Raw genomic sequence first — 23,678 nt, 5'->3', positions numbered from 1 at the left:
AGCAGGAATCTGACGACGGGACACGCCGATAGCGCGTTGCGGTTTTCCGGGTGGAGCGGCGCGTCGCCGTACTACGGCAGGGACGCCACCAGCTGCTCAACCTCGACCCGGGGGCCGGTGAAGAACGGCGTCTCCTCTCGGGCGTGCAGGCGGGCCTCGGTGTTACGCAGGTCGCGCATCAGGTCGACGATCCGGTCGAGTTCGGGCGCCTCGAACGCCAGGATCCACTCGTAGTCACCCAGCGCGAACGCAGGCACGGTGTTGGCCCGCACATCCTTGTACTCCCGGGCCGCCATCCCGTGCTCGGCCAGCATGCGGCGGCGGTCCTCTTCGGGAAGGACGTACCACTCCAGCGATCGCACGAACGGGTAAACGCAGACGTAGGCGCCTGCCGGCTCACCGGCGATGAATGCCGGGACGTGACTCCGGTTGAACTCGGCCGGCCGGTGCAGCGCAACGTTGCTCCACACCGGCTTACAGGCCCGGCCCAGCGCGGTACGCCGGAACCCGGCATAGGTGGCCTGCAGGTCCTCGATGCGCTCGGCGTGGGTCCAGATCATGAAGTCGGCATCGGCGCGCAGGCCGGCGACGTCGTACACCCCGCGGACCACGACGCCACGCTCTTCCTGCTGTTTCAGGTAGGTGGCGGCTTGGTCGGCGACCGCCTCACGAGTCTCGGTCCCCTCGTCGAGCACTCCGGGACGAACCGAGAACACAGAGAACATCACGTAACGGAGGGTTGAGTTCAGCTTGTCGTAGTCGAGGTGCGCCATGGCCCCTATGCTGCCACGACGCGTCCGGCGTTCTCTACGGCGCCGGGGTGGCGCGGATCACGGCTGCGGCGGCCCGATCGGCCGCGGCGATGCAGGCCGGAACTCCGATGCCGTCGAGATAGTTTCCGGCCACGGCGATGGTCGGCGGCAGCGCGGCGCGCAGCCCGCTGACCAGCCCCGCGTGGCCGGACCGATATTGGGGCATCGCCGCAGGCCAGCGCTGCACACGCACATCGATTGGGTCCACCGTGACCCCGAAGACGGCCTCCAGGTCCCGCACCGACCACGCCACCAGCTCGGCGTCGGAGGCACTGGTGCGCGAGTCACCGAACCGGCCGAAGGACAATCGCAGCACCTCTACCCGCCCGCCGTAACCCCGATCGCCCCACTTGCGCGACGTCAGGGTGATCGCCTTGGTGTGCAGCCGTTCCCCGGTGGCGACCAGAACCCCGGAGTTGGCCGGGAAGGCTGCGCCCGCCGGCACGGCCATCGCCACCACCACCGACGAGGCGTTGCCGATCCGGCTGGCCGCCGCCGCGGCACGCGGCGCGAAGCCGGTGGCGAGCCGGGCCAGCACGGGGGCGGGTACGGCCACCACCACCCGGTCGGCGCGGTGGTGTCCGCCTCCGGCGTCCCGGAGCAGCCAGCCGTCACCGAGGGGATCGATCTGGGTTACCGCCGACTGCACCCAGCGCAGCCCGGCACTGCGCACCAGCGCGTTGACCAACACCTGATATCCCCCGGTGATGGCGCCGAACACCGGCGCCCCGGTAGAGGTGGGCAATGCCCGTCGTACCGCTTCGGTCAGGCTGGCGGCGCCCTCATCGAGCAGGGCTGCCAGGCCCGGGACAGCCGAACGCAGTCCAACGGTCGCCGCCGACCCGGCGTACACGCCGCCGATGAGGGGGTCCACCGAGCAGGCGACCACCTGTTCACCGAACCGGTCGGCCACCAATGCACCCAGCGCCGGATCACTACCCGGCTCGAATACCAGCGGGCGGTTGGGTTCACCGGCGATGCGGGCAAGGGTCGTGGCGTCGACCAGCCCGGTCATCGATTCGGCTGACGAGGGAATCCCGCTCAGGGTGTCCGGCGGGAGCGGGTGCAGCAACCGACGGCTGTACAGCAGTGGCCGCACCCCGGTGGTACTGCGCTGCCGATCGGCCAGCCCGAGTTCAGCAAGTAGGGCGGGAACCTCGGGCCGGCGGGCGATGAATGCCTCGGCGCCCACGTCCACGCTCATGCCACCGAGGGCCTCGGTGCGCAGCAGGCCGCCCAGGCGGTCGGCAGGATCGAAGACCGTGATGTCGGCGGAGTCGCCGAGTGTCGCACGCAGTCGGTGGGCGGCGGCAAGACCGGAGATGCCGCCCCCGACAACGCAGTACGACGTGGTCACAATGAATGGACCAGCGATACCAGGTCGGTCAGCAGTTCGGGATCCGACTGCGGCAGCACGCCGTGTCCGAGGTTGAACACGTGCCCCGCCGCTCCGGCGTCGACGGCGGCGCGGCCGTCTTCGACCACGGCGCGGGCCGCCCGCTCGACCACCGGCCAGCCCGCCAGCAGCACCGCCGGATCCAGGTTGCCCTGGAGGGCGGTTCCGGCGCCGACGCGGGCGGCGGCATCCGTCAGGGACGTGCGCCAGTCCACACCGACCATCGTCGCCGGGGCGGGGCGCATGACGTCGGCCATGGCGCCCAGCAACTCGCCGGTCTGCACCCCGAAGTGCGTCATGGGCACCTGCCGGTCGGCGAGGGTGGCAAACACCCGAGCGCTGTGCGGCGCCACGAAACGCCGGTAATCGGCCAGACACAACGCGCCGGCCCAGGAGTCGAACAATTGGATGGCGTCCACGCCGTGGTCAAGCTGCACGGTCAGAAAGGCGATGGTCAGGTCGGTGAGGCGGGTCATCAGCTCATGCCAGCTGTCCGGATCCGCCCGCATCATGGCCTTGGTGCGGGCATGAGTCCGGCTGGGCCCGCCCTCGACCAGATAAGAGGCCAGCGTGAACGGCGCACCGGCGAAGCCGATCAATGGCACCTCGCCCAGCGCGCCAACCAGCAACGACACCGCCTCGGCGACGGCCGTCACCGCCTGGGGGTCCAGCGGCCGCAGCGCAGCGACGTCGGCCGAGGTGCGTACCGGTTCAGCGATCACCGGCCCCACGTCGGGAACGATGTCCAGGTCCACCCCGGCGCCGCGCAGCGGTACCACGATGTCGGAGAACAGGATCGCGGCGTCGACACGATGGCGCCGTACCGGCTGCAGGGTGATCTCACAGACCAGTTCGGGTTCGAAGCAGGCCGCCAGCATGCTGTGCTGTGCCCGCAACGCGCGGTATTCGGGCAAAGAGCGGCCGGCCTGGCGCATGAACCAGACCGGGACCCGGCTGGGTTTCCGGCCGGCAATCGCGGTCAGGTACGGGGAATCAGGCAGTTCACGACGCGCACTCATCGCGGTCAATGCTGCCACGCCGCGCGGCCTCAGGACGAACCGTGCCGTTTCCTGCGGCGGTCCGGCTTGCCCAACTCCGAACGGTGCCCGGTTCGGCGCGCCTGTCTGCGCCGGCCGGCGCTGGGGGTTAGCGTGAGATTCGGTGACCCGCGTCGCGGCGGTGCGCAACATCAACCTGGGTGTCGGCCGTTGAAGACGCGGCGCACAGCTAGCAGTTAAGGAGCGGCACCCGTGACATCAGCCGAGCCTGCCCCCTTCCGGGAAGCGGTGGCAACGATGCACGCCGCGACGGTGCGGTCCGAGATCGAACTGGGCCCGATCCGCCCTCCCCAGCGCCTGGCTCCGTACAGCTATGCGCTCGGCGCCGAAGTCAAGCATCCCGAGACCGAGATCATTCCGGAAGATTCCGACGGCGATGCGTTCGGACGGCTGATCCTGCTGTACGACCCGGAAGGCACCGACGCCTGGGACGGCACCATGCGCATGGTGGCCTTCATCCAGGCAGATCTGGATCCGCACGAGGCGATCGACCCCCTGCTGCCGGAGGTGGCCTGGAGTTGGCTGGTCGAGGCGCTCGGTGCCCGCACTGAGCACGTCACCGCGCTGGGCGGGACAGTCACCGCCACCACCTCGGTGCGCTACGGCGACATCTCCGGCCCGCCGCGGGGGCACCAGTTGGAGCTTCGCGCATCGTGGACGGCGACCACACCGGAGCTGGGCAGCCATGTCCAGGCATTCTGCGAAGTCCTCGAACACGCCGCGGGCCTCCCGCCGGTCGGGATCACGGACCTGAGTTCGCGAACCCGCGTCTGAGATGTCCGAGCACCACACCGAACCGGCCACCGACGAGCCCGCGCCGACACCGCTGTCCCATCCTGCCGAGGGAGTGCCGGACGTGTCGGTCACCCGCTCGCAGATCGCCGCCGCCGCCGACCTACTGGCCGGTGGCCGCGGCCCATTCGCGGTGGACGCCGAGCGTGCCTCGGGCTTCCGCTACTCCAATCGGGCCTACCTGATCCAGATCCGGCGTGCCGGCGCCGGCACGGTGCTGATCGATCCGGTGGGAGCGGGAGAGGATCCGGCGGCCCTGCTGCGCCCAGTCGCCGAAGTCCTCGACGACGACGAGTGGATTCTGCACGCCGCCGACCAAGACCTGGCCTGCCTGGCCGAGGTCGGGATGTGGCCCAAGGCGTTGTACGACACCGAACTTGCCGGGCGACTGGCCGGCTACGAGCGGGTCAACCTGGCCGCCATGGTGCAACGACTGTTGGGGCTGGGACTGGACAAAGGACACGGGGCCGCCGACTGGTCCAAGCGGCCGCTGCCCGCCGACTGGTTGAACTATGCGGCACTGGACGTCGAGGTGCTCATCGAACTCCGTCACGCGATCGCCGACGTGCTGGCCGAGCAGGGCAAAACCGACTGGGCAGCACAGGAATTCAACCACCTTCGGGTCACCGACTACGCGACGACCACGCGTCGAGACCGCTGGCGGCGCACATCGGGCATCCACAAGGTCCGCGATCAGCGCGGCCTGGCCGCGGTTCGAGAGCTGTGGACCGTTCGTGACCAGATCGCGGCGCGACGTGACATCGCGCCCGGACGCATCCTGCCCGACTCGGCGATCATCGCCGCGGCCGTCGCCAACCCCAGCACCGCCGAGGAATTGCTCGCCCTGCCGGTCTTCGGCGGGCCCAGGCAACGTCGAAGCGCGGCCACCTGGCTGGCGGCGCTGGCCGCGGCCCGCGATAACCCCGAGCCGCTCGACGCAGCAGAATCCAGCAGCGGCCCACCGCCCCCGTCGCGCTGGGCGCGACGTAAACCCGAAGCGGCGGCCCGGCTGGAAGCGGCGCGCGCCGCACTGGGCGCGGTGTCTGAGCAGGTGCAGGTGCCGACCGAGAATCTGCTCATCCCCGACCTGGTGCGCAGGCTGTGCTGGGACTGGAAACCCCCGACATCGGACACCGCGGTGGCGATCGAGGAGTTCTTGGCCGCCGGTGGTGCCCGGCCATGGCAACGCCAGCTGACCGTGCCGGTGCTGGCACAGGCCCTCGGCAACGCCTGACCGGGGCGTTCTCGCGCACCGACGCTTCGCGCCGCTGTTGCTAGACTGCCCGGGGAGCAGCCGCCTGCCGAAGGGCCGGCCCGTGCTTCTGACGTCACTCACACCGTGGACGCGAACCGTCAAGGACTTTCCCATGGTCGATTTCCTTGGAGGACTTCGTGTCACCAGCTTTTCGCCGGGTCGTCTACGTCATCAGCTACGAGCTCGTTGCCATCATGCTGACCACCGTGGGTCTGGCCGTCCTGGGCTTCGGCGGCACCAGTTCAGGTGCCGTGGCGGTGGCGGCATCGACAGTGGCGGTGGTGTGGAACTACCTCTGGACCACCGCATTCGAGGCATGGGAGCGCCGGCAACAATCCCAGACCCGCACCGTGGCGCGCCGGGTCACCCACGCAGTCGGGTTCGAAGGCGGCCTGGTGGTGCTGCTGCTGCCGATTGTGGCCGCGATTCTCAAGGTGTCCCTGCTGCAGGCGTTGAGTCTCGAACTGGGACTGCTGGCGTTCTTCCTGGTCTACACGTTCGCGTTCGCGTGGGTGTTCGACATGATCTGGCCGCCCATTCGAACGCGACGCTAGTCAAGCCGCTCGGTGACCTCGTCGACGCAAGATGAGGCGCCCATCGCCGCCACCCAACCGGTGATCTGGCGGGCCACATCCTGTGCGGTCAGGCCGATCTCGGCGAGCAATTCCCCACGTGAGGCGTGGTCGTAGAAACGTTGCGGCACGCCGACGTCGCGGCAGGGCAGGTCTACCTCGGCGCGCCGCAACGCCGCCGAGACAGCCGAGCCGATCCCCCCGGCGACACCGTTGTCCTCGCAGGTGACCACCAACTTGTGCGCGGTGGCCATCTCAACGAGCACGTCGGGCACGGGCAACACCCAGCGCGGGTCTATCACCGTCACCCCGATGCCCTGGTTGTGCAGCCGGTCAGCCACCGCCAGCGCCATCGGCGCGAACGCCCCGACCGCGACCAGCAGAACATCTTGGGGCAGGCCATCTGCCGGGACCGCGAGCACGTCCACGCCCGACCGGCGTTCGATGGCCGGAATGTCTTCGCCCACATCGCCCTTCGGGAAACGCAACGCCGTCGGCCCGTCCCCCACGTCGAGCGCTTCACCGAGCTCTTCGCACAGCCGGACGCCATCGCGGGGCGCCGCAACCCGGATGCCGGGCACGATCCCCAGGATGGACAGGTCCCACATGCCGTTGTGACTCGCACCGTCGGGCCCGGTGATCCCGGACCGGTCCAACACCAGCGTGACCGGCAGCTGGTGCAGCGCGACATCCATCACGAGTTGGTCGAAGGCACGGTTGAGGAATGTCGAGTAGACGGCCACCACCGGGTGCAGGCCGCCCATCGCCAATCCCGCCGCCGAGGTGAGCGCATGCTGCTCGGCGATCCCGACGTCAAACATCCGATCCGGGAAACGCTGCCCGAACGCCGCAAGGCCGGTGGGGCCGGGCATCGCGGCGGTGATCGCCACGACATCCCGGCGTTTGATGCCGAATTCGATGAGCGCATCGGAGAACACCGCGGTCCAGCCACGGCCGGAGGTCTCGGTGGCATAACCGGTCAGCGGGTCGATCACGCCGCACGCGTGCATCTGCTCGGCCTCGTCGTTCTCCGCCGGCGCGTAGCCTTTGCCCTTGCGGGTGACCACGTGCACGATCACCGGGCCACCGAAGCCACGCGCGCGGCGCAGCGCCGATTCCACCGCGGCCTCATCATGGCCGTCGATCGGCCCGAGGTACTTCAGGCCCAGGTCGGTGAAGAGCGCCTGCGGCGCCAACGCGTCCTTGAGGCCCGCCTTGAAGCTGTGGATCACCTGGTAGCCGATCTCGCCGACGACCGGCACGCCCCGCACGGCGGCGCGGCCCTTCTCCAGGAGCCGCTCATAGGCGGGCTGCAGCCGCAGCGCGGCCAGATGGTCGGCGAAACCGCCGATGGTGGGCGCGTAGCTGCGGCCGTTGTCGTTGACCACGATCACCACCGGGCGATTGCCCGCGGCAATGTTGTTCAGGGCCTCCCAGCACATACCTCCGGTCAGTGCGCCGTCGCCCACAACGGCCACCACGTGCCGGTTGCGGTGCCCGGTCAACTCGAAGGCTTTGGCCAACCCGTCGGCATAGGACAGTGCCGAACTGGCGTGACTGGACTCCACCCAGTCGTGCTCACTCTCGGCTCGCGAGGGGTAGCCCGACAGCCCGCCCTTCTTGCGCAGGGTGTCGAAGTCGGGAGCACGCCCGGTCAACATCTTGTGCACGTAGGCCTGATGCCCGGTGTCGAAGATGATCGGGTCGTGTGGCGAGTCGAACACCCGGTGCAGCGCCAGGGTCAGCTCCACCACACCCAGATTGGGCCCCAAATGCCCACCGGTCGCGGCGACTTTGTGGATCAGGAACTCACGGATCTCCGCCGCAAGATCGGTCAGCTGCGCCTGCGAGAGGTGCTGCAGATCGGCGGGGCCGCGGATCCCTTCAAGCATCCGGCCAGTCTACGCATCGCGGCGGGCAGCCACCGTATGGTCGTCCTATGCATGCCGCAGATATCGCCGAGGAATTCCCCGTGGTGTCGATCGACTCTGATGCTTTGGACGCGGCCCGGCTGCTGGCCGAGCATCGACTGCCGGGGCTGGTGGTGACCGATACCGCAGGCAAGCCCTATGCGGTGTTGCCCGCATCACAGGTGGTGCGTTTCATCGTGCCGAGCTACGTCCAGGACGACCCGGCACTGGCCGGCGTGCTCAGCGAAACGATGGCAGACCGTGCCGCCGAGAAGCTCGGCGGCAAAGCTGTGCGCGACGTGTTGCCCGAGCACCTGCAGGACGTTCCGGCCGCCGATGCCAATGAGACCATCATCGAGGTGGCCGCTACCATGGCCAGAATGCGTAGCCCCCTTATCGCCGTGGTCAAAGACGGTGAACTGCATGGAGTCATCACCGCGTCGCGGTTGCTGGCTGCCGCATTGAAGGTCTGATACCGCGGATGGCGTATATCGCGGTCACGGTGTTCCTGATCGCGTATGCGTTTATCGCCGCCGATCGCATCAACAAGACCCTAGTAGCGCTCACCGGCGCCGCAGCTGTGGTGATACTGCCGGTGATCTCCTCGGACGACATCTTCTACTCCCGCGAGACCGGGATCGACTGGGATGTCATCTTCCTGCTGCTGGGCATGATGATCATCGTCAGCGTGCTGCGCCAGACCGGTGTCTTCGAATACATCGCGATCTGGGCCGCCAAGCGCGCCAAAGGCTCGCCGCTGCGGATCATGATCCTGCTGGTTCTGGTAACCGCGGTGGCGTCGGCGCTGCTGGACAACGTCACCACGGTGTTGTTGATCGCCCCAGTCACGCTGCTGGTCTGCGACCGTCTTGAGATCAGCGCCGCGCCGTTTCTCATGGCAGAGGTGTTCGCCTCCAACATCGGTGGCGCCGCGACCCTGGTCGGCGACCCGCCCAACATCATCATCGCCAGCCGGGCGGGCTTGTCGTTCAACTCCTTTCTGCTGCATCTGGCCCCGATCGTCGCCATCGTCATCGTCGTGTTCGTCGCGATGCTGCCCCGGCTGTTTCCCGGGTCGTTCACGGTCGAGCCCGAGCGGGTCGCGGATGTGATGGCGTTGGAAGAGGGTGAGGCGATCCGGGACCGCGGCCTGCTGATCAAGTGCGGTCTGGTCCTCGCCGCGGTGTTCGCGGCGTTCATCGGACACTCGGCGCTGCACCTGGAGCCCTCGGTGGTGGCGCTGCTGGGTGCCGGCGTGCTGATCGTGATCTCGCGCCTGGAACGGTCGGACTACCTGTCAGGCGTCGAGTGGGAGACGCTGCTGTTCTTCGCTGGGTTGTTCGTGATGGTCGGCGCCCTGGTGGATACCGGTGCGATCGCCGCCCTGGCCAGGACCGCCACCGAGCTGACCGGAGGCAATGCGCTGCTGACCACGCTGGGGATCCTGGGGGTGTCCGCGCCGGTGTCGGGGATCATCGACAATATCCCCTACGTCGCGACCATGACGCCCATCGTGGCCGAGCTGAGCACCACCATCCCCAGCGACGTGCATCCCGATTCCCTGTGGTGGGCGCTGGCGCTGGGCGCTGACTTCGGAGGCAACCTGACCGCGGTCGGCGCCAGCGCCAATGTGGTGATGCTGGGAATCGCTCGCCGGTCAGGCAATCCCATCTCGTTCTGGGAGTTCACCCGCAAGGGCATTGTGGTCACCGTTGTTTCGGTGGCGCTGTCTGCGGTGTACCTGTGGCTGCGCTACTTCGTGTTCGGCTGACCACCGCCCCAGTCAGCCGCGCGTCAGCAGCGCCACACACTCCACGTGATGGGTGAGCGGAAACGCGTCGAACACCCGGATCTGCTCAACGCTGTAGCCGTGTCCGCGATACAGGCCGATATCACGGGCAAAAGCCGCTGCCTCACAACCGATGTGCACCACCCGCGGTACCCCGGCACCGGCCAGCAGGTCGATCACCTCGCGGCCGGCACCGGCGCGCGGCGGGTCGAGCACGGCAACGTCGGCCACGGTGCGCTCCCCGCCCAACGCGCGGCGCACCGAGTCGGTACGCACCGTGACCTGAGGCAGGTCGGCCAGCGCTACCCGGGCGGCACCGGTGGCCGCTCGGGAGGTGTCCACACTGAGCACGCGGCCGGACTCGCCCACCGGTTCGGCCAGCGCCGCGGCGAAGATCCCGGCCCCGCCGTACAGATCCCAGGCCGTACCGCCGGGGGCGGGCTGCGCCCACTGCGCGATCAGCGCGCTGTAGAGCGCCGCTGCGCGCCGGTGCGCCTGCCAGAAGGAGGTCACCGGGATCTGCCAGCGGCGCCGGCCCACCCACTGCGTCGCGTGGTAATCCCCCTCGATCACCTCTGGGCGGTGCTCACGGCCGGTGCTCACCACGTGGCGGACGCCGTCGTCGTCGGCGACCACGTGCACGTGGTCGCCGGGCCGCCAGGTCCGCTCGGCCAGTCCCTTGGTCATTCCCGCCGGCAGCTGCCCACAATGCAGGTCGGTGACCAACTCCTCGCTGTGATAGCGATGAAATCCGGCCCGGCCGTCGGCGCCCACCTCCAGGCGCACTCGGCTGCGCCAGCCCGTCGGGCCTTCATCGCTGAGCGCCTCGGCCTCGCCCCGCCAGTCGTGACCACCGAGCCGGGCCAGCTGATTGGCGACCACATCGCCCTTGAGTGCCCGCGCCGTGGCCGGGTCGACGAAGGCCAGGTCGCAGCAGCCTGCACCGTCGACTCCGGCAATCGGGCACAACGAGTCGATCCGGCCCGGTGCCGGTTCGAGCACCTCGACGCATTCGCCGTGCCAGTAGGACCCTCGCTCGGCAGTGATGCGTACCCGCACGCGTTCACCCGGCAGGGAGTACCGCACGAAGACGACCCGCCCATCGTGCCGGGCCACGCAGCTGCCGCCGTTGGCCGGCGCCTCGGTGACCAGCGTCAGCTCTTGATCGATCACTGCTTTAGAAGCCTCTCCGGGTATCGCCGGGTGCATGGTGTGGTTCCAGGACCTTGCGCCGCTCCGAGGAGTTCAGCTGCCAGGGCACCGAGGTGACCATGACCTGCGGCATGAACAAGAGCCGGGTCTTGAGCCGCAGCGCACTCTGGTTGTGCAGCAGCTGTTCCCACCAGTGACCCACGACGTATTCGGGAATGTAGACAGTCACCACCGTCCGCGGCGACTCCTTACTGATGCGTTTGACGTACTCGAGTACCGGTCGGGTGACTTCCCGGTACGGCGAGGCGATCACCTTGAGTGGAACGGTGACGTCGCTATCCTCCCACTCACGGACCAACGCTCGAGTCTCGGTGTCATCGACGCTGACGGTGATGGCCTCCAGAGAGTCTGGGCGGGTTGCGCGCGCGTAGGCCAGCGCGCGGCGGGTCGGCAGGTGGAGCTTGGAGACCAGGACCAGGGCGTGGGTACGGCTGGGCAGTACCGCCTGGTCCTCTTGAGCGGCCGTCTGCGCCGCCAGCTCCAGATTGACTGCGTCGTAGTGCCGACGAATCAGCTTCATCAGCCCGAACAACACCGCCATCGCCATGATCGCGATCCATGCGCCCGCCACGAACTTGGTGGCGATCACCACGATCAACACCGCCCCGGTAGCGACGAATCCGATGGTGTTGACCACCCGGGACCGCATCATCTGGACACGTTTCGCACGGTCGGTTTCAGTGCGCAGCAACCGATTCCAGTGTCGCACCATGCCGATCTGGCTCAGCGTGAAGGAGACGAACACACCGACGATGTAGAGCTGGATCAGCGCGGTGACCTCAGCGCCGAACGCCACGATGAACGCGATGGCCACCACCGCCAGGAACACGATGCCGTTGGAGAACGCCAGCCGGTCACCTCGGGTGTGCAGCTGGCGCGGCAGGTAGGAGTCCTGCGCCAGGATCGACCCCAGCACCGGAAAACCGTTGAACGCGGTGTTGGCGGCCAGGGCCAAGATCAGCGCGGTCACCCCGGCGATAATCCACAGCCCGGGCGGAAAGCCCCGGAAGACCGTTTCGGCCAGCTGCGCCAGCAACGTCTTCTGGTCGTAGTCCGCTGGAGCCCCGATCAGCTGCTCGTGCGGGCGCGCGGCGATCTTCACGCCGGTCTCGCTGGCCAGCACGATGATGCCCATCATCATGGTCACCGCGATCGCACCCAACATCAGCAAGGTGGTGGCGGCGTTACGCGACTTCGGCTTGCGAAAAGCTGGGACACCATTGCTGATCGCCTCGACCCCGGTCAGCGCCGCGCAGCCCGAGGAGAACGACTTGGCCACCAGGAACACCAGTGCGACCCCCACAAACTCGCCCTCGGTGGAGTCGATTTTGTAGGCGGCCGACTCCGCCTGCAATGGGTGACCCATCACGAAGATCTGGAACAGCCCCCACCCGAGCATGCCGAAGATCCCGATCATAAACGCATACGTGGGGAAAGCGAAGGCAGTGCCGGACTCGCGGATACCCCGCAGGTTGGCCGCCGCCACCACGATCACGGTCCCCACCGCGAACACAACCTTGTGCTCGGCGATGAACGGGATGGCCGAGCCGATGTTGGCAATCCCCGACGAGATCGAGACCGCAACGGTCAGAACATAATCCACCATCAGGGCGCTGGCCACGGTCAGGCCCGCAGTGGGACCCAAGTTGGTGGTGACCACCTCATAGTCACCACCGCCGGAGGGGTAGGCGTGCACGTTCTGGCGGTAGGAGGCCACCACCGTGATGAACACGAACGCCACCGCCAGACCTACCCACGGCGTCAACCGGTAGGCAGCAAGGCCCGCAACCGACAACACGAGAAAGATCTCTTCGGGCCCGTAGGCAACCGAGGACAGCGCGTCGGAGGCGAACACCGGCAGCGCGATGCGCTTGGGCAGCAGCGTGTGGCTGAGCCGATCGCTGCGAAATGGGCGGCCCAGAAGGAGTCGCCGAGCAGCGGTGGAAATCTTCGACACGAGAGCCAAGGGTAAGCCAGCCGGGGCTTGGCGGTAGCGTTCACCGCATACGGGCACTACTCCAGTCGAAAGCCAGCCGGAACCGGCCGAAAGGACCTTGCACGTGCGGGTAGTTGTGATGGGATGCGGCCGGGTGGGCGCCTCGGTCGCCGATGGACTGTCCCGGATCGGCCACGAGGTTGCGATCATCGACCGAGACAGCTCCGCGTTCAACCGGCTCAGTCCGGAATTCAACGGTGAGCGAATCCTCGGCATGGGCTTTGACCGCGATGTCCTGCTGCGCGCGGGCATCGAGGAGGCCGCCGCATTCGCTGCCGTGTCCTCCGGTGACAACTCCAACATCATCGCGGCGCGTCTGGCCCGTGAGACGTTCGGCGTGTCACGGGTGGTGGCCCGCATCTATGACGCCAAGCGGGCCGCGGTCTACGAGCGCTTGGGCATTCCGACCATCGCCACGGTGCCCTGGACCACCGACCGGCTGCTCGACGCGCTGACTCGGGAGAGCGAGACCACCAAGTGGCGTGACCCGACCGGAACCGTGGCCGTCGCCGAGGTCGTGCTGCATGAGGACTGGATCGGGCGTCCCGTCACCGATCTGGAGGCGGCGACCAATGCCCGGGTGGCGTTCCTGATCCGCTTCGGGATCGGTGTACTGCCCGAGCCCAAGACGGTGATCCAAGCCAGCGACCAGGTGTATGTCGTCGCGGTCTCGGGCCGAGTGGCCGAGGCCATCGCGATCGCAGCCCTGCCGCCCAGCGAAGACCTGGACAAATGAAGGTCGCGATAGCCGGGGCGGGCGCCGTAGGCCGTTCGATCGCACGTGAACTGATCGACAGCGAGCACCAGGTGACGCTGATCGAGCGCAATCCCGAGCACGTCGTCATCGAAGACATCGCCGACGCGGACTGGCATCTGGGCGATGCCTGCGAGCTGAGCCTGCTGGAGGCAGTGCACCTGGAGTCCTTCGACGTGGTGATCGCCGCGACCGGCGACGACAAGGCCAACGTGGTGCTGTCGCTGCTGGCCAAGACCGAATTCGCGGTACCTCGGGTGGTGGCCCGCGTGAATGACCCCCGCAACGAGTGGTTGTTCACCGACGCCTGGGGCGTGGATGTCGCGGTGTCTACCCCACGCATGCTGGCCTCCTTGGTCGAGGAAGCCGTCGCGGTCGGAGACCTGGTACGGCTCATGGAGTTCCGCAAAGGACAGGCGAATCTGCTGGAGATCACGCTGCCGGACGACACGCCGTGGGGCGGCAAGCCGGTGCGCAAGCTGACCTTGCCCCGCGACGCCGCGCTGGTCACCATCCTGCGCGGGACGCGCGTGATCGTGCCGCACGACGACGAGCCACTCGAAGGTGGCGACGAGTTGCTGTTCGTGGCCTCCGACGGCGTCGAGGCCGAGCTGCGCGCGCTGCTGTTACCGGCCCACTGACCGAGGTTCGGCCTGCGGCTGCTCCGCGGCAGGCTCGGCATCCAGGGCGCGCTGGACATATTTGACCGCCAGATAGGTGGCCACTGCGGCCACCGCCGTCAACGGCCAGCCCATAGCGATGCGGGCCACTCCCAGCCAGCCGGTCTGATCGGCGTCATAGAGCAGCCGCTGCACCACGAAGCGGGCGCCGAACACCACAACCCACGTGAGCGTCGCGAGATCGTAGGCATAGACCGCCGAGCGCAACGCGCGCCAGGACTGAGGCTGGCCGCTGGCCCACGACCAGATGTAACCGACCACTGGCCGGCGGATCACGATCGATGTAGCGAACACCACCGCCCACACCAGCGACGTCCAGATCCCCAGCAGGAAGTACGCCTTGGAATCGCCCATCCGATAGGCGATGACGGCGCAGACCGCGACCCCGAAGAATCCGGATACCGCTGGCTGGGTGGACTGCCGGCGGAACAGCCGCCACGCCAGCACCGCCGCCGCCACACCCAAGGCCGCCAGGACCGCGACGCGCAGTCCGAAAAAATTGGAGGTTGGGACGAACACCACGATCGGCAAAGAGGAGTAGACCAAGCCGGAGACCCCGCCGATCTGCTCCAGGAGGCGCTGCGGGCCCTGGGCCCCCTCGGCGCTGTAGTCCTCACTCATCGCCGCACGGGCCCGACAACAGGTCCCGTCACTGCTGAATTTCGTAGTGGGGGTTATAGATGGCCTTGCTGCCGCTTTCGAGCTTGCCCATTCGGCCGTGCACCCGCAGGGTGCGGCCAGAGTCGATACCGGGAATACGGCGCTGGCCCAGCCAGACCAGCGTCACCGTGTCGGTGCCGTCGAACAGCTCGGCGCGGACACCTCCCACGCAGCCCTTGGCGTTGGCTTCGACACTGCGCAACACCCCGACCATGGTGACCTCTTGGCCACGCTGGCAGTCGATCGCTCGTTGCGCGCCGGTACTGAGCGCCTCGTCGGACAACTCCTCGCAGTCACGCAGCTCGGGATCTTCCGTCAATCGCCGAGTCAGCCGCCGCAGGTACCCTTCCGGAGCAGCCATGCCCTCTCCCTTAATCGTGTGCGCACGCTACGGTAGACCTGTTGTTTACCTAATGCCACACGACCGGCCTGTCGCGTGGCGGACAACACCAAACACGATCAAGAGGTGGCATGGTGCTGCGCGGTGTGACGGCCGTTGTTCTGCCGGGCACCGGGTCCGACGACGACTACATCCGCCGGGCATTCCTGCTCCCGTTGCAGCAGGTGGGTGCCGAATTGGTCACGCACCGCCCGCAGCCTGGCCGGCTCATTCAGGGTTATCTGGACGCTCTGGACGCCGCGGCGACGCGGTCGGGACCGATCCTTGTCGGCGGCGTTTCGATCGGCGCCGCGGTGGCCGCCGCGTGGGCGCTGCAGCGTCCCGAGCGAGTGGTCGGAGTACTGGCCGCGTTGCCGGCGTGGACCGGAATCCCTGACGACGCACCGGCCGCTCAGGCTGCGCATTATAGCGCCGGGCAGTTGCGCAACGACGGCTTGGCCGCGGTGGTGACGCAGATGCGGGCGTCGAGCCCGGCGTGGCTCGGCGACGAATTGACCCGATCCTGGACCGCGCAGTGGCCACAACTGCCCGACGCGCTCGAAGAAGCGGCCGGCTACGTCGCACCGACACACGCCGAGTTGGCCTCGCTACCGGTGCCGATGGGCGTCACCGCAGCGGTCGACGATGCGGTCCATCCACTGCAGACCGCCTCCGACTGGGCGGCCACGGCCCCTCATGCAGCGCTGTGCACGGTGACCCTGGAGCAGATCGGCGCCGATCCGACTGCGTTGGGCAACGCCTGCGTGAAAGCGTTGATGATCGCCGCTGGCTGAGCTCTCCTGCGTCGAGCCTCGCTAACCGCCGGGTCCAAACGGCGGCCCAGCTTCGGCTCTCCTCCGTCGAGCCTCGCTAACCGCCGGGTCCAAACGGCGGCCCAGCTTCGGCTCTCCTCCGTCGAGCCTCGCTAACCGCCGGGTCCAAACGGCGGCCCAGCTTCGGCTCTCCTCCGTCGAGCCTCGCTAACCGCCGGGTCCAAACGGCGGCCCAGCTTCGGCTCTCCTCCGTCGAGCCTCGCTAACCGCCGGGTCCAAACGGCGGCCCAGCTTCGGCTCTCCTCCGTCGAGCCTCGCTAACCGCCGGTGATAGTGCGCAGCTGCTGCATCGCCGATCCCTCGACGCTGCGGCGAGCCGCCGGTGCCGTAGGCGGCGCGGGCGGTGCGTCTCCCCCGCCGCCGAGCATGGCAGCGTCCTGCAGCGCGGCAGCCTGCTGGACCGCGGCCTGCTCGGCAGCGGCCTGCTGGGCCGCGGCCTGTTGTTCCGCAGCCGCCCGCAACTGCTGAGCCATCGGCTCGGGCAGTCGAACAGGCAAGGGGGTACGCACCGGCAACGGAGTGTCGCCGCGCCGGACGACGGTATCTGCCAACACCTGCCGCGCCATCTGCGACAGCGCCTCCATGCTCTCGGGTCGCCCATTGATGACGCAGCGGACCATCCAGCGGTAGCCGTCGATCCCGATGAACCGCACCGCACCGGCGGCCACGCCGAGCACCTCGCGGCCCCAAGGTCCGTCGATGATGCCGACGTTCGCATTGTCCCTGCGCAGCGCATCGGCCAGCTCCGAAGCCACCTCCCGCCACAGCCCTGCCGACTTGGGAGCCGCGTAGGCGGCGATGTTGAACCGGCCATGCGGCGTGACGAGCCACACCGCACTGGGCACCCCCGCCTCGCTCAGCTCGACCTGAACCTGCGCTCCGGCCGGCATCGGCACCAGCACCGAGCCCAAGTCGAGGCGGGCCGTCGCCGCAGCCTCGGGGTCGTCGAAATCCTCGATATCGAAGGGACCCTCGAGCTCCTCTGTCACTTCCGAGTCGAATTCCTCCGACTGGCCCGAGGCTTCCGGCGCTGCGCTCGTCGGCTCGTCGGCCGCGCGCTTGCCTTTACCCCTACCGAATGCCATCCCTGCCGCCTACCTTCATCACGTCGTCACAAGCCATCACAAACTTGCGTGTCCACCCGAGGACCCGTGTCCGCCGGAGCCACGCGTCGTCGGCTCCAGTCCGGCCTCGTCGAACGAAGCCACCTCTACCAGCTCCGGAAGCTCGACCCGCTGCACCAGCAACTGCGCGATCCGGTCCCCCCGGTTGATCTCGATCGGGGTTGCCGGGTCGAGATTGATTAATGAGACCTTGATCTCACCACGATAGCCCGCGTCCACGGTTCCGGGACTGTTGACAATCGAAAGCCCCACCCGCGCAGCCAGACCCGATCGCGGATGAATCAAGCCGACCATGCCGAACGGGATTGCCACGGCAATGCCGGTGGGCACCAAGGCACGCTGACCGGGGTCCAGCACGACATCTACCGAGCTGTAGAGGTCGACACCGGCATCGCCGGCATGCGCCCGGCTCGGCAGGGGCAGATCCGGATCCAGGCGAACAACCGCGAGACTGGGCGACACGAGGCGCAAGACTACTCTTAGCCGGATGTCGGGATCGCGCCTGAACCATCGAGCATCGCAAACTGTGCAGTACAGCGAGCAGCTATGGGTGCCGTGGTGGTGGTGGCCCTTGGGATTCGCCGGCAACGGACTGATGGCGTACGAAGTCCGGCTCGGCTTGCGCACCTTGCCTGACTGGCTGCCTTTCGCGGTGTTCTTCGCGATCACCGTCGGCGCATTGCTCTGGCTGGGGCGAATTCGGGTGCGGGTCGTCGACAACGGCGGAGAGAAGCAGCTGTGGGTCGGCGACGCGCACCTGCCCACCAGTGCGATCGCACGCTGCGCCGAAGTCCCCCGGTCGGCCAAATCCGCGGCGTTGGGCCGCCAACTCGATCCGGCGGCGTACGTCGTGCACCGCGCCTGGGTGGGACCCATGCTCCTGGTCGTGCTCGACGACCCCGACGACCCGACACCGTACTGGCTGGTGAGTTGCCGCCAGCCCCAACGGATGCTGGCGGCACTGCAGAACTGACGAAGCGGGAAGGGGCGCGTCAGGCCGCGCAGTCGGTGCAGATCATCACACCGTTCTTTTCACTGGCCAGACGGCTGCGGTGCTGCACCAGGAAGCAGCTCGAGCAGGTGAATTCATCGGCCTGCTTGGGAACGACCCGTACCGAGAGTTCTTCGCCCGAGAGGTCAGCGCCCGGCAACTCGAACGACTCGGCCGACTCGGACTCATCCACGTCGACCACGGCGGATTGCGCCTCGTTACGCCGCGCCTTGAGCTCCTCCAACGAATCCTCGGAAACGTCGTCGGTCTCGGTGCGCCGCGGGGCGTCGTAATCGGTAGCCATGGTTTCTCCCCTCAAGTCCCCTCGAGTCCCCTCGAAAGCCTGCGCGAGCTTTGTACCAGCGTCGAACGCATCCACCAAATGATTCGTGCCCGGATTTCACCCCGATCAAGTGTGATTTGCGTCACATTGTATTCCTGACCACGGTCATCGCTCGCGCCGGCGCCCTCTAGAGTGCGTACGTGGTCGCGCAAATCACTTCCGGTACCGAGTTCGACAAGCACGGTCGGCCGTTCCGGCGACGCAACAATCGTCCGGCCGCCTACGGCCTGGCGTCCCTGGTGCTGTTGACCGCCGTGGCATGGGCGGTGGCCCTCACGCGTCCGGCCGATGTCCACGAGGTCGCCGCGTGCAACGCCCCGCCGGTCCCTGCCGAGCCGGACCAACCCAGACTGGGCACCCAGGTCCCGCGAAGCGCGATGATCAGCACCACACCGGCCAAGCTCGCCGACGTCAAGGCGCGCGTCCTCAACGCCAGCGGCAGGGCGGGTCAAGCCGCCGACGTCGCCGATGCGCTGCGCGACGACGGCTTCCCCCAGCCGACGGCCGCCAACGACCCGATCTACGCCGACGACCGGCTCGACTGTCAGGGCCAGATCCGGTTCGGGCCGGCAGGGCAAGCCGCGGCGGCAGCACTCTGGCTGGTGGCGCCGTGCACGGAGCTGTTTCGCGACGACCGCGCCGACGACTCGGTGGATCTGGCGGTCGGTGGCGATTTCGTCAGCCTGTCCCACAGCGACGACATCGAATCCGCGTTGGCCGGTCTTCGCCCCGACGCCACCGGCCTGCCCGATCCTGCGCTGCTGACAAAAATCCATTCCGGCACCTGCTGACCACCGATCCGCCAGAAGGAGATCCGATGACCGGCACCGACCCCGCTCAGTCCCCGAGTGAGCCCCCGGTGGTGAGCGCAGGGCGTCAGCGACGCGGCTTCGGCATCGACGTCGGCGGCAGCGGCATCAAGGGCGGTGTCGTGGATCTCGACACCGGCGCCCTGATCGGTGAACGGTTCAAGCTGCCCACACCGAGCCCTGCAACACCGGTGCTGGTGGCTCAAACCGTCGCGGCCGTGGTTCACGATTTCGGCTGGACGGGCCCGCTGGGCGTCACTTACCCGGGCGTGGTGGTCGACGGGGTCGTACGCACGGCGGCCAATGTCGACAAATCCTGGATCGGGCTGAACGCCCAGGAGGCGATCGCCGCCGAACTCCCCGGCCAGGCCATCACCATCCTCAACGACGCCGATGCGGCAGGGCTCGCCGAGGCACGTTTCGGCGCCGGCAAGAACATGCCAGGCGTGGTGGTGTTGTTGACCTTCGGCACCGGGATCGGCTCGGCAGTGATCCACAACGGCAAGCTCTTGCCCAACACCGAACTCGGGCATATCGAAGTGGGCGGCAAAGAGGCCGAACATCGAGCTGCGGCGTCGGTCAAGGAACGCAAGAACTGGTCCATGGAGAAGTGGGCCACGCAGGTGACCATGGTGCTGATGGCGGTCGAAGACGCGCTGTGCCCGGATCTGATCATCGTCGGCGGTGGCATCAGCCGTAAAGCCGAGCGGTGGGTGCCGCTACTGGGCAACCGCACGCCGGTGGTCGCCGCGACTTTGCAGAACAGCGCGGGGATCGTCGGGGCTGCGATGGCATCCTCGGGCGACATGACCCGCTGAATAACGCCCGCTCGACGATCGCCGCCCTCCCCTGTCGTTACAATGGTCGACGGCGGCCGCCTAACCGATAGCGGCGACTATCCCAGTTGATCACCAACTGAAATAGAGCCGACATTCGACATACCCGATACTTTCGGTTGCGCACGACGCTGCAACCGAAAGTTCAGTCCGACCGAAGGGCGTGACGTGGCAGCGAGCAAGGCAGCACAAACGGCGACTGAGGAGCCCGCAAAGGGCAGCGCCGCGAAGGCACCCGCCAAAGCCGCCGCGAAGGCACCCGCCAAGGCCCCCGCGAAGGCCGCTGCTGCGGCACCGGCCAAGCGGGCCGCAGCCAAGGCAACCAAGGCAGCACCCGCCAAGAAGGCGACCAAGTCGACGGCACGGACCGCCACCCGCGGGGCCGCCGATGGCGACGCCAAGCCCACGGCCCGATCGACGCGGGCTCCGGCGAAGAAGGCCGCCAAGGCCACCAAGGCGAGCGCCAAGAACGCCGATGGCGACTTGGCACCCGAGGACCTCGAGACCGACGTCGAACTGGACGGTGAGCCCGGCGCCGAGGACATCGACGAGGCCGATCTGAGCCTGGACGACCTCGATGACGACGACGCCGAGTCCAGCGACGACACCGCATCGACTCCAGCGGCGGACTCTGCCGAGGAATCCGGCGACGACGACGAAATCACCGAGCCCAGCGAGAAGGACAAGGCCTCCGGCGACTTCGTCTGGGACGAAGAGGAGTCCGAGGCTCTGCGGCAAGCCCGCAAGGACGCCGAGCTCACCGCCTCAGCCGACTCGGTGCGCGCGTACCTCAAACAGATCGGCAAGGTGGCACTGCTCAACGCCGAAGAGGAAGTCGAGCTGGCCAAGCGCATCGAAGCCGGACTGTTCGCCACCCAGAAAATGGCCGAGCACGCCGAGAAGGGCGAGAAGCTGGCCGTCGCGTATCGCCGCGACATGGCGTGGATCTGCCGTGACGGCGACCGGGCCAAGAATCACCTGCTGGAGGCCAACCTGCGTCTGGTGGTGTCGCTGGCCAAGCGCTACACCGGCCGCGGGATGGCGTTCCTGGACCTGATCCAGGAGGGCAACCTGGGTCTGATCCGCGCGGTGGAGAAGTTCGACTACACCAAGGGCTACAAGTTCTCCACCTATGCCACCTGGTGGATCCGCCAGGCCATCACCCGCGCCATGGCAGACCAGGCTCGGACCATCCGTATCCCGGTCCACATGGTCGAAGTGATCAACAAGCTCGGCCGCATTCAGCGCGAGCTGCTCCAAGACCTGGGCCGCGAGCCCACACCCGAGGAATTGGCCCGGGAGATGGACATCACCCCGGAGAAGGTGCTGGAGATCCAGCAGTACGCCCGGGAGCCGATCTCGCTGGACCAGACCATCGGCGACGAAGGCGACTCTCAGCTCGGCGACTTCATCGAAGACAGCGAAGCTGTGGTCGCCGTCGACGCCGTGTCGTTCACGCTGCTCCAAGACCAGCTGCAGTCGGTGCTGGAGACGCTGTCCGAGCGTGAAGCCGGCGTGGTGCGACTGCGGTTCGGCCTCACGGACGGGCAGCCCCGCACTCTGGACGAGATCGGCCAGGTATACGGCGTCACCCGCGAGCGCATCCGCCAGATCGAGTCCAAGACGATGTCGAAACTTCGGCATCCCAGCCGGTCTCAGGTCTTGCGGGACTACCTCGACTAGCCCCCACGGACATGGCCCCAACTCCTCCGGCAGCGGTGCTCAACGCGGTCAACGCGTTTCGCGGCGGCCTGCAGCGTCTCCGCCAGGCCACGGTCCCCGCTTCGGTCGCCGTCCTGGAACTGGCGTTCGGCCCCTGGGTGGGACAGGCGCTGGCTGCCGCGGTACGGCTGGGCATCGCCGACGCGCTCCGCGACGGACCCCTGACCGCCGAACAGGTCGCCCAGCGGGTGAACACCCACCCGGGCGCCACCTATCGCCTGATGCGCGCTCTGGCCAGCCAGTCGGTGTTCACCCTTGGCCGTGACGGCCGCTTCGGCCTGACCCGGCTGGGACGGACGCTGCTCTCGGACAATCCGGGCAGCGTGGCACCGATGATCGCGTTCATCGGTGACCCAGCCCACCGGGAACACTGGTCACATCTGGAGCACTCCGTGCGGACCGGCGAGACCGCCGTCGGCAAAGTTCGCGGCATGCCCATCTTTGACTACCTGGACACCGACCCGGAATTGGCTCAGGTCTTCAACCGTGCCATGACCGGGGCTTCTGCGGTTGCCATCGAAAGCGCCGTCCCGGCATACGATTTCAGCCGCAGCAAGCTGATCGTGGACGTGGGCGGCGGCCACGGCGCGCTGCTTGCGGAGGTGCTGCGTGCGGCCCCTCAGGCCCGCGGCGTGCTGTTCGACCTGCCCCAAGTGGTGGCCGGCTCCGGTGCGGCCATGGCCGCAGCCGGGGTGACAGCGCGCTGCGAGGTCCGCGGTGGATCGTTTTTCGAGTCCGTCCCCGCCGGCGGCGACACCTATCTGCTCAAGACGGTCATCCATGACTGGGACGACGAACAGTCTCTGGAGATCCTGCGCAATGTCCGCACCGCCATCGCGCCCGGCGGCAAGGTACTGCTGTTCGAGATGGTGCTGCCCGAAGGAGCGCCCCCGCATCTTGGCCTGGTACTCGACCTCGAGATGTTGGTTGCCGCGGGCGGGCAGGAGCGGACCCGGCGCCAGTACGCAGAGCTGCTGTCCAAAGCTGGATTCGAACTGGTGCGGGTGGTCCCCACCACCAGCCCGCTGGCGATCGTCGAAGCCCGGGCTGTCTGAAAGCCGGTCCCGGCATGCTCGGCGTAGGATCGCCGAGCATGCCGCCGGATGACGCGTCGCCTCAGACTTTCGCCGCGCTGCTCAAGCGTGCCGCCACCCATGGCCACCGGGTTCCGCCCGAGGCCGACCTCAATCCCGCTGTCCTCGAAGCGATCAACGCCGTGGCCGGCGCCTGGCCGAAGGTGCCCGCAGTGCTGATCAACAGGGCGCAGACGACGTTCGCCCGTAGCGAACTGACCCGGGCATCGGCGGCCAAGCCGACCACCCCGATCAACCTCAATCGGGCGAGCCGAAATCACCGTCCGGGCCAGGCCGATACTCGCTGACACCGACCACCGCTTCGACGGGCAAGGGCCCGTACAGATGGGGAAACAGCATCGCCTCCGGATCGCCGGGGACACCCGGCTCCCAACGCACCGGCGCGCCGACTCTGACCGGATCGACCTGCAGCAACACCAGATCCGTACGCCCTCGATAGAGACGATTTGCGGGCAGGTGAACCTGCTGCGGAGTCGACAGATGAACGAACCCGACACTGTCCAACGACTCCGGACGCAGCGCGCCAGACGCCTGCGCCTGGGCCCAGTCGCCGACGCTACAGAGGTGCACGAAGATCTCGGCGGGCTTCATGGCACCGATCCTGCCGCACGGGTTTCCGGGGTGAGACACGACACAGCCGAAGCGGGGAACAACGCCGAAC

The 23,678-nt window shown here is 67.8% G+C and carries 26 protein-coding genes; 14 read left to right on the top strand and 12 right to left on the bottom strand.

Going from position 1 to position 23,678, the window contains the following annotated elements:
- Positions 1 to 71 precede the first annotated feature (71 nt).
- From hemQ to hemE, 3 genes are read right to left on the bottom strand one after another with little or no spacing between them, the layout of a single operon-like run.
- Positions 72 to 773 carry a hydrogen peroxide-dependent heme synthase gene (hemQ, locus tag BST15_RS08385; RefSeq protein ID WP_046187942.1) on the bottom strand — a complete coding sequence of 234 codons (702 nt, stop codon included), beginning with the start codon at positions 771 to 773 and terminating at the stop codon, positions 72 to 74.
- A gap of 34 nt (positions 774 to 807) precedes the next feature.
- Complete coding sequence (locus BST15_RS08380) at positions 808 to 2,172, bottom strand: protoporphyrinogen oxidase (protein WP_046187984.1); 1,365 nt, start codon at positions 2,170 to 2,172, stop codon at positions 808 to 810.
- Positions 2,166 to 3,227, bottom strand: a complete 1,062-nt coding sequence (gene hemE / locus BST15_RS08375; RefSeq protein ID WP_046187941.1) for a uroporphyrinogen decarboxylase — start codon at positions 3,225 to 3,227, stop codon at positions 2,166 to 2,168. Before hemE ends, BST15_RS08380 begins: the two co-directional genes overlap by 7 nt.
- Positions 3,228 to 3,458: 231 nt before the next feature.
- Here hemE and BST15_RS08370 point away from each other — a divergent pair, with 231 nt between their 5' ends.
- The 3 genes from BST15_RS08370 (at position 3,459) to BST15_RS08360 (ending at position 5,867) form a co-directional block, all read left to right on the top strand.
- Positions 3,459 to 4,040: a DUF3000 domain-containing protein gene (locus tag BST15_RS08370; RefSeq protein WP_046187940.1), complete on the top strand. Its 582-nt coding sequence runs from the start codon at positions 3,459 to 3,461 to the stop codon at positions 4,038 to 4,040.
- Position 4,041: 1 nt separating this feature from the next.
- Positions 4,042 to 5,292, top strand: a complete 1,251-nt coding sequence (locus BST15_RS08365; RefSeq protein ID WP_046187939.1) for an HRDC domain-containing protein — start codon at positions 4,042 to 4,044, stop codon at positions 5,290 to 5,292.
- A gap of 158 nt (positions 5,293 to 5,450) precedes the next feature.
- Positions 5,451 to 5,867 carry a PACE efflux transporter gene (locus tag BST15_RS08360; protein ID WP_046187983.1) on the top strand — a complete coding sequence of 139 codons (417 nt, stop codon included), beginning with the start codon at positions 5,451 to 5,453 and terminating at the stop codon, positions 5,865 to 5,867.
- Here BST15_RS08360 and dxs read toward each other — a convergent pair.
- Entirely contained in the window at positions 5,864 to 7,777 is a 1,914-nt protein-coding gene (gene dxs, locus BST15_RS08355) for a 1-deoxy-D-xylulose-5-phosphate synthase (RefSeq protein ID WP_046187938.1), read from the bottom strand. The genes BST15_RS08360 and dxs overlap by 4 nt on opposite strands.
- Before the next feature lie 47 nt (positions 7,778 to 7,824).
- Between dxs and BST15_RS08350 the strand changes: the two genes are divergently transcribed.
- On the top strand, positions 7,825 to 8,268 hold the full coding sequence (locus BST15_RS08350) for a CBS domain-containing protein (RefSeq protein ID WP_046187937.1): 444 nt from the start codon (positions 7,825 to 7,827) through the stop codon (positions 8,266 to 8,268).
- An 8-nt stretch (positions 8,269 to 8,276) separates the two neighbouring features.
- Complete coding sequence (locus BST15_RS08345; protein ID WP_046187936.1) at positions 8,277 to 9,566, top strand: ArsB/NhaD family transporter; 1,290 nt, start codon at positions 8,277 to 8,279, stop codon at positions 9,564 to 9,566.
- A gap of 12 nt (positions 9,567 to 9,578) precedes the next feature.
- Here the strand turns inward: BST15_RS08345 and BST15_RS08340 are convergent, their stop codons facing one another.
- Together BST15_RS08340 and BST15_RS08335 are read right to left on the bottom strand one after the other, a co-directional pair.
- Positions 9,579 to 10,757, bottom strand: a complete 1,179-nt coding sequence (locus BST15_RS08340) for a class I SAM-dependent RNA methyltransferase (RefSeq protein ID WP_234708187.1) — start codon at positions 10,755 to 10,757, stop codon at positions 9,579 to 9,581.
- 4 nt (positions 10,758 to 10,761) lie between these two features.
- On the bottom strand, positions 10,762 to 12,753 hold the full coding sequence (locus BST15_RS08335) for an APC family permease (RefSeq protein WP_046187934.1): 1,992 nt from the start codon (positions 12,751 to 12,753) through the stop codon (positions 10,762 to 10,764).
- Positions 12,754 to 12,856: 103 nt separating this feature from the next.
- Here BST15_RS08335 and BST15_RS08330 point away from each other — a divergent pair, with 103 nt between their 5' ends.
- Together BST15_RS08330 and BST15_RS08325 are read left to right on the top strand one after the other, a co-directional pair.
- Positions 12,857 to 13,528: a potassium channel family protein gene (locus tag BST15_RS08330; RefSeq protein ID WP_188108939.1), complete on the top strand. Its 672-nt coding sequence runs from the start codon at positions 12,857 to 12,859 to the stop codon at positions 13,526 to 13,528.
- A complete protein-coding gene (locus BST15_RS08325) occupies positions 13,525 to 14,187 on the top strand; it encodes a potassium channel family protein (RefSeq protein WP_046187932.1) in 663 nt (220 codons plus the stop codon). The genes BST15_RS08330 and BST15_RS08325 overlap by 4 nt, the downstream gene beginning before the upstream one ends.
- Here BST15_RS08325 and BST15_RS08320 read toward each other — a convergent pair.
- Both BST15_RS08320 and BST15_RS08315 read right to left on the bottom strand, forming a co-directional pair.
- A complete protein-coding gene (locus BST15_RS08320) occupies positions 14,173 to 14,847 on the bottom strand; it encodes a DUF3159 domain-containing protein (protein ID WP_046187931.1) in 675 nt (224 codons plus the stop codon). The two genes, BST15_RS08325 and BST15_RS08320, sit on opposite strands and share 15 nt — an antisense overlap.
- Before the next feature lie 28 nt (positions 14,848 to 14,875).
- Positions 14,876 to 15,247 carry an OB-fold nucleic acid binding domain-containing protein gene (locus tag BST15_RS08315; protein ID WP_046187930.1) on the bottom strand — a complete coding sequence of 124 codons (372 nt, stop codon included), beginning with the start codon at positions 15,245 to 15,247 and terminating at the stop codon, positions 14,876 to 14,878.
- A gap of 110 nt (positions 15,248 to 15,357) precedes the next feature.
- On the opposite strand from BST15_RS08315, the gene BST15_RS08310 reads away from it, so the two are divergent.
- Positions 15,358 to 16,059, top strand: coding sequence for an alpha/beta fold hydrolase (locus BST15_RS08310; protein ID WP_046187929.1), 702 nt, complete (start codon positions 15,358 to 15,360; stop codon positions 16,057 to 16,059).
- A gap of 296 nt (positions 16,060 to 16,355) precedes the next feature.
- On the opposite strand, the gene BST15_RS08305 is transcribed toward BST15_RS08310, so the two are convergent.
- Both BST15_RS08305 and dut read right to left on the bottom strand, forming a co-directional pair.
- Positions 16,356 to 17,183, bottom strand: a complete 828-nt coding sequence (locus BST15_RS08305) for a DUF3710 domain-containing protein (protein WP_046187928.1) — start codon at positions 17,181 to 17,183, stop codon at positions 16,356 to 16,358.
- 36 nt (positions 17,184 to 17,219) lie between these two features.
- Positions 17,220 to 17,684 carry a dUTP diphosphatase gene (gene dut / locus BST15_RS08300; RefSeq protein ID WP_046187927.1) on the bottom strand — a complete coding sequence of 155 codons (465 nt, stop codon included), beginning with the start codon at positions 17,682 to 17,684 and terminating at the stop codon, positions 17,220 to 17,222.
- Between the two features lie 25 nt (positions 17,685 to 17,709).
- Here dut and BST15_RS08295 point away from each other — a divergent pair, with 25 nt between their 5' ends.
- Entirely contained in the window at positions 17,710 to 18,195 is a 486-nt protein-coding gene (locus BST15_RS08295) for a DUF3093 domain-containing protein (protein WP_046187926.1), read from the top strand.
- 19 nt (positions 18,196 to 18,214) lie between these two features.
- Here the strand turns inward: BST15_RS08295 and BST15_RS08290 are convergent, their stop codons facing one another.
- The gene (locus BST15_RS08290; protein WP_013829371.1) at positions 18,215 to 18,517 is read right to left on the bottom strand and encodes a DUF4193 domain-containing protein; all 303 of its coding nucleotides are present in this window, start codon (positions 18,515 to 18,517) and stop codon (positions 18,215 to 18,217) included.
- Between the two features lie 179 nt (positions 18,518 to 18,696).
- On the opposite strand from BST15_RS08290, the gene cei reads away from it, so the two are divergent.
- The 5 genes from cei (at position 18,697) to BST15_RS08265 (ending at position 23,304) form a co-directional block, all read left to right on the top strand.
- Entirely contained in the window at positions 18,697 to 19,347 is a 651-nt protein-coding gene (gene cei, locus BST15_RS08285) for an envelope integrity protein Cei (protein ID WP_046187925.1), read from the top strand.
- A gap of 26 nt (positions 19,348 to 19,373) precedes the next feature.
- Positions 19,374 to 20,183, top strand: coding sequence for a polyphosphate--glucose phosphotransferase (ppgK, locus tag BST15_RS08280; RefSeq protein WP_046187924.1), 810 nt, complete (start codon positions 19,374 to 19,376; stop codon positions 20,181 to 20,183).
- 186 nt (positions 20,184 to 20,369) lie between these two features.
- Positions 20,370 to 21,884 (top strand): RNA polymerase sigma factor, encoded by a 1,515-nt coding sequence (locus BST15_RS08275; protein WP_046187923.1) that lies wholly within the window; start codon positions 20,370 to 20,372, stop codon positions 21,882 to 21,884.
- An 11-nt stretch (positions 21,885 to 21,895) separates the two neighbouring features.
- Positions 21,896 to 22,978 (top strand): methyltransferase, encoded by a 1,083-nt coding sequence (locus BST15_RS08270; protein ID WP_046187922.1) that lies wholly within the window; start codon positions 21,896 to 21,898, stop codon positions 22,976 to 22,978.
- 38 nt (positions 22,979 to 23,016) lie between these two features.
- Positions 23,017 to 23,304 (top strand): hypothetical protein, encoded by a 288-nt coding sequence (locus tag BST15_RS08265; protein WP_046187921.1) that lies wholly within the window; start codon positions 23,017 to 23,019, stop codon positions 23,302 to 23,304.
- On the opposite strand, the gene BST15_RS08260 is transcribed toward BST15_RS08265, so the two are convergent.
- The gene (locus BST15_RS08260) at positions 23,255 to 23,608 is read right to left on the bottom strand and encodes a DUF952 domain-containing protein (RefSeq protein ID WP_052751351.1); all 354 of its coding nucleotides are present in this window, start codon (positions 23,606 to 23,608) and stop codon (positions 23,255 to 23,257) included. The two genes, BST15_RS08265 and BST15_RS08260, sit on opposite strands and share 50 nt — an antisense overlap.
- Between the last annotated feature and the right edge of the window lie 70 nt (positions 23,609 to 23,678).

The organism is Mycolicibacter arupensis, from assembly GCF_002086515.1.
GTDB lineage: Bacteria > Actinomycetota > Actinomycetes > Mycobacteriales > Mycobacteriaceae > Mycobacterium > Mycobacterium arupense.
This window is presented reverse-complemented; position numbering and strand designations above follow the sequence as displayed.